We start from the raw sequence: 12,926 nt of genomic DNA on the forward strand, positions 1-12,926 counted from the left end.
GCAGCGACTGGATCCGCAGGAGATTGTGAAATTGTTGGTGGCGTTGCGACGGGCGTTGAAGGCCCAGGTGGCCTGAGCTCAAGATCAAAGGCACCCTCACCCCAGCCCTCTCCCAGGGGGAGAGGGAGCCGACCGAGGTGTCTTGCGTCAAACATCGACCTGAGAGATCGAGTCGATTATGGATTCGGCACAGCCATATCAGCTCGGCGTACCTCCACAGCATCCCCCGATCAGTCCCCTCTCACTATGGGCGGTCCGACGTTTCGGGAGGGCTAGGGTGAGGGGCTTTTCCAAGCCACACACAAAAACGCCGATGCCCATCACTGGCCATCGGCGTTTTCACACCTTGAAGGGGTTCACTCAAGCGTCAGATCAGAACGCCGGCAGTACCGCGCCGTTGTACTTCTTCTCGATGAACGCTTTGACTTCCGGGCTGGTCAGGGCTTTGGCCAGTTTCTGGATCGCGTCGCTGTTCTTGTTGTCCTCACGGGCCACCAGGAAGTTCACGTATGGCGAGTCAGCGCCTTCGATCACCAGCGCATCTTTCTGCGGGTTCAACTTGGCTTCCAGCGCGTAGTTGGTGTTGATCATGTCCAGATCAACTTCCTTCAGAACGCGTGGCAGCAGGGCCGATTCCAGTTCCTTGAACTTGAAATTGTGCGGGTTCTTGGCGATGTCTTTCGGCGTGGCCAGAGCGTTTTTCGGGTCTTTCAGCTCGATCAGGCCAGCCTTCTGCAGCAGGATCAGCGCGCGGCCGCTGTTGCTGCCTTCGTTGGGGATGGCGATGGTGGCGCCGTCCGGCAGTTCAGCCAGGGTCTTGTACTTGCTCGAGTAACCACCGAACGGTTCAACGTGCACGCCCTGCACGGTCACCAGGTACTTGGACTTGTCGTCCTTGTATTTGCCCTGGTTGAAGCTGTTCAGGTACGGCAGGGTCTGGAAGTAGTTGGCGTCCAGACGCTTCTCGCCCACTTGTACGTTCGGCTGAACGTAGTCGGTGAAGACTTTGATTTCCAGATCCACGCCTTCTTTGGCCAGGGTCGGTTTGATCAGCTCGAGGATTTCAGCGTGCGGCACCGGGGTCGCAGCAACCACCAGTTTCTCGCCGGCATTGGCCAGGGAAGCAGTCAGAGCAGCCGCCAATGCGGTAAACAACAGAACCTTTTTCATGCAGTGTCCTTATCGAAAATCACGGTCGTCATCGACGACGGCATTAATACGTGTGCCAGTGAAGTGATATCGCTGGCGTGGGTCGGACAATACCGGGATTTTTTATTCCCGGACAATAACGTTTATTCAGCTTCATATTCCATTTTGTTCATGTTGAGCGAAACGGTTACACCGCCTCACTCAAACGAATCAGCAAATCTTTCAATGCCTTACGCTCGGCGACGCTGCCGCCGATGTTGATTTGTGCAACCAGTCGCTCGATCTGAAGCTGCGGGCCAGACACCTCGGGCAGGTTCAGGTGCTCCGGCAGAATCTCGTCACCGGTGCTCACCAGCAAGGCAAAGTGAATGACATTTTCCAGCTCGCGGGTGTTGCCCGGCCAACTGTGTTGTTCGAGCACGTGCTGCGCCGCTTCGCTGATCAGCGGCACCGGCAAGTCGAGGCGCTGGCTATAAATGCCGAGGAAATACTCGGCCAGCGAAAGAATGTCGCCGATGCGCGCGCGCAAGGCGGGTAACTCCAGTTGCCCTTCGCTCAAGTAGTGGTAGAGGCGTTCATGAAATTTTCCGGCATCCACGGCTTGGGCCAGATCGATGCTGGTGGCCGCGACCAGACGCACATCCACCGGGCTCGGCTGCGGCGCACCGACACGGGTGACTTCGTGGTTCTCCAGCGCCGCCAGTAATTTGATCTGGATCGGCAGCGGCAAATCGCCGATTTCATCCAGGTACAAAGTGCCGCCATTGGCCGAACCGAACCAGCCGGCGCGACTGCTCGCCGAACCGCTGTAACTGCCAGCGGCGTAGCCGAACAACTCAGCGTCAGCGTAGGTCGGGCTGATCGCGCCGCAATTGACTGAAACAAACAGACCGCTGCGATCACTGGCGCGGTGGATGTGTCGGGCGAGCAATTCCTTACCCGTGCCGGTCTCACCGCGAATCAACACCGAGACCGATCGTGGTGCCAGTTGCTCAAGCTCTTCACGCAACTGACGCGAGCGCGGATCGACAAACACCAGCGCCTTGGCGCGAATGCTCAGGGGGCTTTTTTCCGCATCGGGAAAGGTCAGCAACGGCTGACCGAAAATTTCAAAACTCATGGCAGACTCCCGCCCAGAACCGCCGGCAGACGGGGGCGTTGAAAAAATAAAAATCAGGCGCGGCGGCGGGCGTGGTGTTCCATGCGGTTTTGCAGGCGATAGAGATAAGCAAAACCCTGCTCCCAACGCTGATGCCCGGACTTGACGTTGATGTGTCCGGCACCGGCGAGAATCCCCGCCTCGGCACCCCAGTTGCGCGCCAGTTCCAGAGCCCGCGGTGCGCTGACGGCGGCGTCGTTGTCGGAGCTGACGACCTGGCTCGGAAACGGCAGCAGGTCAGTCGGAATCGGTGCGAAGTTACGCAGCGCCGGCGCGCAGGTCGGGCGCTCGACATCGGCTGGCGCGACCAGCAAGGCACCGCGAACCTGACGCAGGTATTGCAGCGGTGCAGTGGCCGCCCAATGGGCGACGGTGACGCAGCCCAGGCTATGCGCGATAAGGATCACTGGCGTGTCGTCAGCCGTGATTGCCTCGGCCAATGCCGCCACCCAGTCTTCACGACGCGGCGTCAGCCAATCGGCCTGCTCGACCCGCGCACTGTTTGGCAGGCTGTTCTGCCAATGGCTTTGCCAATGATCTTCCGGCGATCCTTGCCAGCCCGGCACAATCAGGTAGCGGATTGATTCGTTGCGCATGGGGAACTCTCCTGCGTCGTGTCTGTTCATGAACGAGTATAGGGAGGGGATTTATATTCGTTAAGGAATAAGAAGCTATTTATTAAGACCTGAATTGAATATGAGTATTGTTTATGACTTTAGATCCTTTCCCCCTCACCCCAGCCCTCTCCCCCAAGGGGGCGAGGGGGAAGGGAGCCGATCACCTGGCCTTTCAGATTTGGAGTTCGACTGGGTATTTCAGGTCGGCGTAACTCGTGAGAACAACCGAGATCAGTCCCCTCTCCCTCTGGGCGGTCCGACGTTTCGGGAGGGCTAGGGTGAGGGTTCTGCTTCTAATGCCAGAAATAAAAAAAGGGCCGCACCCTGCCAAGGAGACGGCCCCGGAAAAACGTAAATCCTGTCACCGCGCAGTAATCACCGACAACTTGGTAATCCCCGCCCGCTCAATCGAGGCCATCGCCCGCGCCACTTCGCCGTAATTCACCCCATCATCGGCCTGCAACTGCACGCGCACTTCCGGGTCCTTGGCCTTGGCCGACTTCAGGTTGAATTCCAGCAGATCTGGCTGAATCTCGTCCTTATTGATAAACAGCTTGCCGGCGCCATCGATGCTCACCACCAGCGGATCCTTCTGCTCGACCGGCGCCACCGCTTCGGTCTTCGGCAGGTTGATCGGAATCGCGTTGGTCAGCAGCGGCGCGGTGACGATAAACACCACCAGCAGCACCAGCATCACGTCCACCAGCGGGGTCACGTTGATCTCGCTGAGGACCTCGTCACTGTCTTGCGTGGAGAAGGCCATATCAGGACGCCTCCTTCACTTTTGCCGCGCTGCCCGGTGCCGCGACCTTGTGCGCGGTCGGGTGAATCAGCACGCGGAATGCACTCTTCTGCGCCAGGCTGTAGAAGTCGTGGGCGAAGTCATCCAGATCCGCCGCCGTCAGTTTCAACCGGCGCAAAAAGTAGTTGTAAACCAGCACCGCCGGCACCGCGACGGCGATCCCCACACCGGTCGCGACCAGCGCCGCACCGATCGGCCCGGCCACCGTTTCCAGGCTCGCCGAACCGGCGGCGCTGATGCCTTTCAACGCCTCCATGATTCCCCACACCGTGCCGAACAAACCAATGAACGGCGACGTACTGCCAATACTGGCGACCACTGCCAAGCCTGTTTCCAGCGAACGGCGTTCGCGGACAATTTGCTGACGCAGGGCGCGCTCCAGTCGATCCTGATGGTTGATCGCCTGGCTCAAATCATTCGTCTGTGGCGCCTCGCCCACCTGAATCGCCGCGTAACCGGCCTGCGCCACCCGGGCCGCAGCGCCGGGTTGGGTCTCGCTCAATTCAGCGGCGGAGTCGAGACTCGACGCCGCCCAGAAACGTTTATGAAAACGCCGATCCTGCGCCTTCAGACGCCCGAACTGCACAGCCTTGAGCAATGCCAGTCCCCAGGTGGCGACGGAAAAAACCACCAGCAGCCAGATCACCGCGCTTTCGATGGATTCCAGTGGAGATGCCAGTAACGTCATGATGTATTCCCTCGTGTAAACGTTTCGCGCGAATTTGGTTGCGGTTTAATGAATCTTGAAATCGATGGGCACGCTGACCCAGCCGTCCTGGGCAACATCACCCTGCTTGGCCGGGACGAAACTCCAGCGTTTCACGGCGTTCAGCGCCGCGTCGTCGAGCTGTTGCCGGCCACTGCTTTTGGCTATCTGGATCTCACCCGGTTTACCGCTGGCCAACACATGCACGCGCAGCAACACCGTGCCTTCCCAACCGCGACGCTGAGCCAGCGACGGGTATTCCGGTGCCGGGTTTTTCAGGTAGGCAGCGTTCGCTGATGCCGGGGTTATCGGTTCCGGCGCCGGTGGTGCAGGTGGCGCTGGCGCGGCAACCGGGGCTGCCGGTTGTGGCGGCGCAGGTGGTTGTTCGACGGCTTTTGGTGCAGGCTTGGGCGCCTGTTTCACCACCGGTTTGGGTTTCGGAACGGGTTTTGGCGGCGGCGGTTTTGCTGCCAGCTCGTCTTCTACCGGCGGTGGCGGCTCGACCACGGGGACCGGTGGTGGCGGCTCGACAACCGGTGGCGCGGGCGGTGCCGGACGCGAGAACTCGATGGTCATCGGCGGAATTTCCGGCGGCACGATCGGCAGCACCGGCGTCGGCTTCTGGCTGATCCAGTAGATCACCGCGCCATGCACCACCAACGCAAGCACGCCGAGCAGAAGGGTTTCGCGCCGACTCAGAATGCCTTTGGGCGCACGCTGCAAACGCAACTGCCCCAACGGCACACGATGCGGTCGGCCAAGATCGACCAATTCGCCACTTGGCGTCTGACGCCACAGCAATTCCTCTGCGCTGGCGGCGGTCTGGACATTGCCCATTGATTCACTCCCTGCGGTCTTTTTGCGTTCTCTACAAAACTGCCGATCGACCGTTTGTTGAATCCCCCACGGCGGATCGATGGGTGAATCATTGGGCTTGACGCTTATCTCCGAAAGTAATCTTTAACGTTATGCATAGGCCCTTATGGAATATAGAAATTGATCAATTCCGCCAAAGCCACGTGCCACGTGGGCTGTAGCGATGCGGGAAAATTCGCATGCTTTTCAGGCATTGAAAGTATTCACGCAACGCATCACATTCGCCTGACCCGGTTTTACCGGACAACTAATACCAAGTAGATAGTTGATTATTATTTTGCTGCAACAATAAAAAAGGCCGGCGCACTTTCGTGCGTCGGCCTTTATCAATTGCGCGCGGATTATTGTTTTACGAATTCCCCTGCCAGGGTCACTACTTCACCGTCAAAGTTAGTACGGGAACCGGCCGCGCGAACTTTCGCGTAATTGTGATCGGGAGAAAACAATGACCATGCTTGAAACCCGCTATTACCATTCAGACCGACAAATGTGATGGTGGTAGGTTGTCCGGTGCTGTTCTGGAAATGGTAATGCCCGTAGCTGACGTCATAGTTAACGCCGCCCTGGCTGAACGTGCCACTGAATGTACCGTTGGAATCGTTGCCATCGGTAATCGTCAGTTTGGCGCCAGCGTTAGCGTTCACATAAGTGCCATTAATGCTCGACATGATTCGATTTCCTTTATCGTTGGGATAAGTGTCTTCCAATGAGAGCAAGTTTCCTCCTGGAAACTCACGACAGTCAGGATGGTTGCACATTCAATTATTGTCCACGCGACTTACTAACGAATTTGCAATAAGCACCCTTCAACCCGCTCATAACTTATCGCCGTTCGGTCGAGCAATAATTCCAATTCAACTAACGACTGGCATTGGTTTGTTGCGCGCCTACAACCGGGGCATTAACCGCCGTCTCGGAGCGTGGCGTACCCGTTGGCACCCAGTCATAACTCACAGGCAGCGCCCGATACACCCAATTGCTGATCGCGTTGCTGCCCGGCGCCTTGCCGAGATACGGGCTGACGTATTCCCAGACGTTTTCACCGTTGGCCGTCACCTGGAAAAAGCGCCCGTTCATGCCTTCGTCGATCAGCGTGTTGCCGTTGGGCAAGCGCCGCGCACTGCTGATAAACGAGCTGTAGAACGCCCACCCCGGTTGCTTCGAATTCGCTGCGCTGTACTGCCAGACAATCTGGTTTTTCAGCGGGTCGATTTCCAGCACGCGCGAGCCGGAAATCAAGCCGAGGGTAACGTTCGGATAACCCGCCGAACCCTGGTTGTCGAACACCAGCAAATTACCGGCACCGGGCAATCCGGCCGGAATGATGTGTGCATCATGCTGACCGACGAACTGATCCACCGGGCGTGGCAATGTACGGGGCGCTTTCGGATTGATCAGTGGCAGATTCGGCCCGAGGCGCCAGACCACTTTGCCGCTGTTTTTGTCGATGATCGCGATGAAATTGGCATTGCGTGAATCAAACAGCAGGTTGTCCGGATTGAAGCGTTTATCACCAGCATCGAACCATTTGTTCGGCCCGACCACACTGAGGTTGTTGATGTGCAGGTAATCCGCATCATCACTCGCCCGTACCAGCTTCAATTGCTCTGGCGTGAAGCCGAACTCATTCAGATGCTCCGACGCCAGCCACTGCCATTTCACCGTGCCTTCGGGACTGACCTCATAAATCGCATCGTCGATCACCTCAGGCACTTTGAAGCCTTTGACCTTGTGCACCTTGTTCGCCAGCACCACCGTGTTGCCGTTGCTCAAACGGCGCTGATCATGGTGCTGTTGCGCGGCGCCACCGGGCGCCTTGTCGCCCCACTGCCAGACGACTTTGCCGTTCCAGTCCAGCTCGCCGACGCTCTGATTGCCCAAACCATTGCCGGCCGAACCGAGCTTGCCGGGATCCTTTTCACTCAGTTGCAGCAGCACGTGACCGCGCTCGCCGCCGACCAGTTTCGGATCAATGATCGCTGACGGGAAACCTGCCTGTGGCCAGGTTTTCACCTCGTTGCCGTTCATGTCGATCAGGTGCGTCTGCTTGTCGGCACCGCTAAAAATCACGTACTGGTTGAACGCCTTGTTCGGGTCGTAACGAGTGACGCCCGTCGGGTAAACACTCGGCGCGGCGAAGGCGCCGGCACTGAGCACTGCGCCGGACAGCAACACCGGCAAAGTCGTTTTGATACGCAACATGATGCAGCTCCTTGAATGACGAATCAGAAGTCGTAGCGACCGGTGACGCCGAGGGTGCGCGGTGTACCGAGCAGGCCTTCATAGCCGCCGTTGCCGCCCGTCCACAGGGTCGTGTAATAGGTTTTGTCGAAGGCGTTTTTCAGCCACAGCGACACGTCCCACTGGCCCTGATTGAAGTCGCCGCGCAGGCCGGTGGAAAAGTTGACCACGGCGTAACTCGGGATCTGGCCGTAGTCGGAATCCTCGACCGTACCGACGGCTTTGGAGCGGAATGCATAGCTCGCGGTGACGTAAGGTTCGAAGCCGTTATCCAGATTCCATTTGTATTCGCCGTTGGCGTTGCCGATCCATTTCGAGGCGCCGACCACTTGGTGACCGCTGAGGTCGCAAGACGCTGGAGCACCCGGCGCCTGACTGACTTCCGGCGGGCACGGGGCATCTTTGTACGAGAGGTAACTGACGTCGTTGTAGGAGCCGTTGATGTTCAGGGTCAGGCCGCGCAACGGGATCACCGTGCTCTCGAACTCGACGCCGCGCGAACGCACGGAACCGGCGTTGGTCAGGTATTGCACGCGGTTTTCCGCGTCGTAGGCATTGGTCTGGTAAGCGTTGACCTGGGTCCAGAAGACGTTGGCGTTGAGTTGCAGACGGTGGTCCCACAGCGTGCTCTTGAAGCCGAGTTCGGCGTTGTTCGCGCGCTCAGTGCCGATCAGCAGCGAATCGGCACCGGCCACCGGAGCAGAACCGACGGCGAGGTTGACCCCGCCGGATTTCTCGCCGTGGGACAACGTGGCGTAGCCGAGCACGTCATCGGTGATGCGATAGCTGAGGTTGAGCAGCCCGGACGGACTGGAGCTGTACTGGTTCAAATCACCAGAATCATAAGCGCCGGCACGTCCGCGTCGCGCCGTGGCCGCAGCGCCCGTTACGGCGGCGCCACCGATTGGCGCATCGCGCGTGACCCAGGCGGATTTTTCTTCATAAGTGCCACGCACCCCGGCGGTGAAATCCAGCCGCTCGGTGAGGTGTCAGGTGCCTTGGGCGAACAGCGCAAAGCTGTCGGTCTTGATATGGCCGTTGCCAATACTGGTGACATTGGCCAGCGCGCCACGCGCGGTGCCGTTCCAGATATCGGCTTGCGGGCCGTAATAGGCGAAGGATTTGTTGTCCAGATCCGAACCGAAGTAGTAGGCGCCGACCACGTAATCGAAGAACTCGCCCTTGGGCGAAGCCAGGCGAAATTCCTGCGAATACTGTTTGTCCTCCACCGAGACCCCGGCGTTATAGCTCGCCGGCACGTTGAGGCCATCGTCGTTGCGCGGGGTGAAATTCCAGAAGCGATAGGAACTGATCGAGGTCAGTGTGAAGTCACTCGGCAGCGTCCAGTTGGCTTCCACCGAGGTGCCGCCCTGATGCACGGTGACATGCTGATCGTTGTCCAGATTGACCTTGCGGTGCGAGCCGTTGACCAGCGTCGCGCCGGCTGCGTTGGCGCGCGCCTGGTAAAGGTTGACGCCGTTGATGGTCGGCCCGGTGTTGTACAACACGCGGGTGCCCGCACTGGAATCCTCTTCGTTGTAGTCACCGATCCAGCGCAGGTTGAAATCCTCGTTGGGCTTGAACAACAGTTGCGCGCGGAAGCCGTCGCGCGAGCCGCCATTCAAATCATGGCCGTCGTATTCGTTTTTGATATCGCCGTCGCTACGGGTGCGATAAGCCGAAAAACGTCCGGCCAGTTGATCATTGAGCGGGCCGGAAATGGTGCCCTTGGTCTGGAAATAACCGTCCTCGCCCACCGACGTTTCGATGCTGCGCTCAGGGGTGAAGGTCGGCGCGCGGGTGCTGATGTTGATCACCCCGGCGGTGGTGTTTTTGCCGAACAGCGTGCCCTGCGGCCCACGCAAGACTTCGAGCTGTTCGATGTCCATCAAGTCAAACACCGCCATCCCCGGGCGGCCCAGATAGACGTTGTCGATGTACAGGCCGACGCTGCCTTCCAGACCATCACTGGCCGGGTTATTACCGAGGCCACGAATCGACACGCTGGACTGACGCGCATGCATGTAAGCGACGTTGACGCTGGGCACCAGTTGCTGCAAATCCTGAATCCGGTAGACCCGCTGTGTCTCCAGATTCTGCCCGCTGACCACGCTCATTGGCGTCGGCACATCCTGCGAGCTTTCTTCGCGGCGGCGGGTGGTGACGGTCACGGTTTCCAGTTGCGAACTGTTGGCGGCAGGCTTGCCGGCCGGCACTGGCGCCGGGGTTTGTGCTTCGGCGGCGTAGCCGTGAGTCCAGCTCGCGCTCCCTGCCAGCAACAGGGCCAGAGGCAGGCGTTTGAGCCGTCGTGGCGTTAAGGGTGACGCAAGGTTCAACGGACTCATGGCGCGGCTCCTGGTCAAAAAACACACAGACATCTTCAGCGCTGCATATTCTTTTAAGTTATTTATTTATGGATTTACAAATATTTACTGCATAAGAGATTGCCTTTATAAGGAGTCGACCTAATGCATATCCAATGCATTTCCCGGATATTTTTTATGTGAAAAATGCATATCGACTTGCGGCAACTTCGTCACTTCATCGCTCTGGCTGAACAACGCAGCTTTGTGGCTGGCGCGCAGGCGGTGAACCTGTCGCAGTCGGCGTTCAGCCGCAGCATTCAGGCACTCGAGCACAGCGTTGGCTGCCAGTTGGTTGATCGCGGGCGCAAGGAATTACCGCCGACCAAACAGGGCCAGGTGTTGCTTGAACACGCGCGGCGACTGGTCAGCGGCGCGCAGCAGATGGCCAACGAGATCAGCCAGTTCAATGGTCTGGAGGCGGGAGAATTGCGCTTCGGGTGTGGGCCGGCGCCGGCGGCGGGTTTGATCCCTCGGGCGATCGGTAGCTTTATCGGGCGTTATCCGAAAGCGCGGGTGCAGTTTCAGGTCGATGACTGGCAGAGTCTGAGCAAGCGGTTACTCAGCGAAGAGTTTGAATTTTTTGTCGCGGACACTCGGCACTTCGAGGCGGATCCGGATTACCTGACCTACCGGCTGCGGCCGCGCAAGTGGCATTTCTGTTGCCGTGCGGGTCATCCGCTGGCGGGTTTCGATAAGGTCAGCGCCGAGCAATTGATGAGCTATCCGTTGGCAGTGAGTATTCGTCCGCCGAACCTGCGCAAGGTCATTGTCGACCTCAGCGGCCGCCCGGATTTCACCCCGAATGTGGAGTGTGAAAACAGTTCGAGTCTGCTCAGTGTGGTGCTGCGTTCGGAGGCGATCGGGATTGTTGGCGCGTATTCGGATGCCCTGCATCAGGCCAAGGGTGAGCTGGTGTGTTTGCGGGTTGAGGGTTTGGCGGATGATCTGGAGGAGCTGTATACGCGCTATGGGATTGTCAGCCGCGCGGGGTATCGGTTGTCGCCGTTGGCGGAGGCGATGATTGAGCAGATCAAAGCGATTGATGCGGTGGATGAAGAAGTCTGTTCACCGGAGAATTTTGCTGTCTGATTTACCGCTATCGCTGGCAAGCCAGCGATGGCGGCAGTGCAGGCGCCAATGCATTCCCTGCATAAAACCCATTCCCCAAATGCACTTGCCGAACACCCCCAGCGAAAGCGAAAACCTTCGCCTGTCCCATTGACCGGTGAACCCCATGCCCACCCCGCCAATCCCCGTGCGCAACGTGCTGTACATCATGTGCGATCAACTGCGCCGCGATTACCTGTCCTGCTACGGCCATCCGCATCTGCACACGCCGAACATCGATCGACTCGCTGCGGCCGGTGTGCGTTTCAGCCGCGCCTACACCCAAGGCACGATCTGCGGCCCATCGCGGATGTCGGCCTACACCGGGCGTTATGTCAGCAGCCATCAAGTGGCGTGGAACGCCGTACCGCTGCCGCTGGAAGAACTGACCATCGGCGATTACCTGCGCCCGCACGGCATCCGTACCGCGCTGGTCGGTAAAACTCACGCAACGGCGAATGTCGACGCCTTGCAACGCCTGGCGATCAACCCTGACAGCGAGCAAGCCGAAATCCTCAACGAAGTCGGCTTCGAACCGTACATGCGCCACGACGGCATCTACCCCGACGATCCGCTGTTCGACGACAAACGCGAATCCGCGCCCTATACCCATTACCTGCGCGAGCACGGTTTCGACGGCAAAAATCCCTGGCACGACTGGGCCAACGCCGCTGAAGGCGAGAACGGTGAAATCCTCAGTGGCTGGCAAATGCGTCATGCGAATTTGCCAGCACGAATTCCCGAGCAACACTCAGAGACTGTCTACACTACAAATCGAGCCATCGACTTCATCACCGAGCAAGGCGAGAAATCGTGGTGTTTACACCTTTCCTATATCAAACCGCACTGGCCCTACATCGTACCAGCGCCGTACCACGCCTTGTACAGTACGAAATCGATTCTCGAAGCGGTCCGCGCGACGCCCTCCGAAGCCAGCAAACACCCCGTATACACTGCCTTTCGCCAGCATGAGGAAAGCCTCAACTTTTCCCGCGACTCAGTACGATTGACTGTAATCCCTACGTACATGGGCCTGATCAAGCAAGTAGATGATCAACTCGGACGGCTGTTCGATTTTCTGCAGAGCAATGGTCGATGGGATGACACGCTGATCGTGTTCACCAGCGATCACGGCGACTTTTTGGGTGATCACTGGCTCGGCGAGAAGGAGTTTTTGCTGGAGCAGGCGGTGGGGGTGCCACTGATCGTGCGCGACCCTCGGGCGGCGGCGGATGTCACGCGCGGAACGGTGGATGATCGACTGGCGGAAACCATCGACGCCCTACCGACGTTTCTTCAAGCGCTGGGATTGCCGGGGGCGGAGCATCGGCTGGAAGGGCGTTCGTTGATCCCGCTTCTGCACGGTGAAAACCCGGACTGGCGCCGCTATGCGATCAGCGAATACGACTACGCCTTCCAAGCGCCGGCACGTGAGCGTCTGGGCCAGCCGATCGACCGTTGCCGCATGACCATGGTGCGTAGCGAGCGCTGGAAATACCTGGCTTACGACGGTTTTCGACCGCAGTTGTTTGATCTGCTGAATGATCCGCAGGAGCTGCGTGATGTGGGGGATGACCCGGCGTATGCGGCGGTGCGCGAGGAGCATGCGGGGTATTTGTTTGAGTGGGTGCGCGGGTTGAAGCGACGGACGACGATCAGTCATCAGGAGATTGATTTGCGTGGGCAACGGTTTCGTTATGGAGAGCCGGAGTCCGAGAAGGTTGTTCAGATTGGTGTTTGGTAGCTTTAAGAGCCCCTCACCCTAACCCTCTCCCAGAGGGAGAGGGGACTGAATGGGGGATATTTCAGAGGTACACCGACCTGATCGTGCTTCACCGAATCCATGATCGATAAGGTGGTTCAGGTCGATGCATCCCGAAAGACAACTCGGTCGGCTCCCTCT

Annotated in this window: 10 protein-coding genes and 1 pseudogene; 2 read left to right on the forward strand and 9 right to left on the reverse strand. The window is 58.6% G+C overall.

Annotation, left to right across the window (positions count from 1 at the left end):
• Window positions 1-372: 372 nt before the first annotated feature.
• The 9 genes and pseudogenes from WA225_RS06925 to WA225_RS06965 form a co-directional block, all read right to left on the reverse strand.
• A complete protein-coding gene (locus tag WA225_RS06925; protein ID WP_007918708.1) occupies window positions 373-1,170 on the reverse strand; it encodes a MetQ/NlpA family ABC transporter substrate-binding protein in 798 nt (265 codons plus the stop codon).
• A gap of 166 nt (window positions 1,171-1,336) precedes the next feature.
• Window positions 1,337-2,269 carry a sigma 54-interacting transcriptional regulator gene (locus WA225_RS06930; RefSeq protein WP_422607361.1) on the reverse strand — a complete coding sequence of 311 codons (933 nt, stop codon included), beginning with the start codon at window positions 2,267-2,269 and terminating at the stop codon, window positions 1,337-1,339.
• A gap of 53 nt (window positions 2,270-2,322) precedes the next feature.
• A complete protein-coding gene (locus WA225_RS06935; RefSeq protein ID WP_422607362.1) occupies window positions 2,323-2,904 on the reverse strand; it encodes an alpha/beta hydrolase in 582 nt (193 codons plus the stop codon).
• A 382-nt stretch (window positions 2,905-3,286) separates the two neighbouring features.
• A complete protein-coding gene (locus WA225_RS06940) occupies window positions 3,287-3,688 on the reverse strand; it encodes an ExbD/TolR family protein (RefSeq protein ID WP_003220570.1) in 402 nt (133 codons plus the stop codon).
• Window position 3,689: 1 nt separating this feature from the next.
• Complete coding sequence (locus WA225_RS06945; protein WP_422607363.1) at window positions 3,690-4,415, reverse strand: MotA/TolQ/ExbB proton channel family protein; 726 nt, start codon at window positions 4,413-4,415, stop codon at window positions 3,690-3,692.
• A gap of 45 nt (window positions 4,416-4,460) precedes the next feature.
• Entirely contained in the window at window positions 4,461-5,270 is an 810-nt protein-coding gene (locus WA225_RS06950; RefSeq protein ID WP_422607364.1) for an energy transducer TonB, read from the reverse strand.
• Between the two features lie 380 nt (window positions 5,271-5,650).
• Window positions 5,651-5,977, reverse strand: coding sequence for a hypothetical protein (locus WA225_RS06955; RefSeq protein WP_038359731.1), 327 nt, complete (start codon window positions 5,975-5,977; stop codon window positions 5,651-5,653).
• Window positions 5,978-6,167: 190 nt separating this feature from the next.
• Window positions 6,168-7,511, reverse strand: a complete 1,344-nt coding sequence (locus tag WA225_RS06960; protein WP_422607365.1) for an aryl-sulfate sulfotransferase — start codon at window positions 7,509-7,511, stop codon at window positions 6,168-6,170.
• A 23-nt stretch (window positions 7,512-7,534) separates the two neighbouring features.
• Window positions 7,535-9,895, reverse strand: a pseudogene (locus tag WA225_RS06965) (TonB-dependent receptor).
• A gap of 165 nt (window positions 9,896-10,060) precedes the next feature.
• On the opposite strand from WA225_RS06965, the gene WA225_RS06970 reads away from it, so the two are divergent.
• A complete protein-coding gene (locus WA225_RS06970; RefSeq protein WP_422607366.1) occupies window positions 10,061-11,005 on the forward strand; it encodes a LysR family transcriptional regulator in 945 nt (314 codons plus the stop codon).
• Window positions 11,006-11,150: 145 nt separating this feature from the next.
• Complete coding sequence (locus WA225_RS06975) at window positions 11,151-12,767, forward strand: alkaline phosphatase family protein (protein WP_422607367.1); 1,617 nt, start codon at window positions 11,151-11,153, stop codon at window positions 12,765-12,767.
• Window positions 12,768-12,926 lie beyond the last annotated feature (159 nt).

Origin of the sequence: Pseudomonas sp., from assembly GCF_049300855.1 — a bacterium.
Classification (GTDB): domain Bacteria; phylum Pseudomonadota; class Gammaproteobacteria; order Pseudomonadales; family Pseudomonadaceae; genus Aquipseudomonas.

What these genes read in the sequence shown, in the direction of transcription:
- WA225_RS06925 (WP_007918708.1), bottom strand. Translation starts at nt 1,170, where the DNA reads ATGAAAAAGGTTCTGTTGTTTACCGCATTGGCGGCTGCTCTGACTGCT.
- WA225_RS06930 (WP_422607361.1), bottom strand. Translation starts at nt 2,269, where the DNA reads ATGAGTTTTGAAATTTTCGGTCAGCCGTTGCTGACCTTTCCCGATGCG.
- WA225_RS06935 (WP_422607362.1), bottom strand. Translation starts at nt 2,904, where the DNA reads ATGCGCAACGAATCAATCCGCTACCTGATTGTGCCGGGCTGGCAAGGA.
- WA225_RS06940 (WP_003220570.1), bottom strand. Translation starts at nt 3,688, where the DNA reads ATGGCCTTCTCCACGCAAGACAGTGACGAGGTCCTCAGCGAGATCAAC.
- WA225_RS06945 (WP_422607363.1), bottom strand. Translation starts at nt 4,415, where the DNA reads ATGACGTTACTGGCATCTCCACTGGAATCCATCGAAAGCGCGGTGATC.
- WA225_RS06950 (WP_422607364.1), bottom strand. Translation starts at nt 5,270, where the DNA reads ATGGGCAATGTCCAGACCGCCGCCAGCGCAGAGGAATTGCTGTGGCGT.
- WA225_RS06955 (WP_038359731.1), bottom strand. Translation starts at nt 5,977, where the DNA reads ATGTCGAGCATTAATGGCACTTATGTGAACGCTAACGCTGGCGCCAAA.
- WA225_RS06960 (WP_422607365.1), bottom strand. Translation starts at nt 7,511, where the DNA reads ATGTTGCGTATCAAAACGACTTTGCCGGTGTTGCTGTCCGGCGCAGTG.
- WA225_RS06970 (WP_422607366.1), top strand. Translation starts at nt 10,061, where the DNA reads ATGCATATCGACTTGCGGCAACTTCGTCACTTCATCGCTCTGGCTGAA.
- WA225_RS06975 (WP_422607367.1), top strand. Translation starts at nt 11,151, where the DNA reads ATGCCCACCCCGCCAATCCCCGTGCGCAACGTGCTGTACATCATGTGC.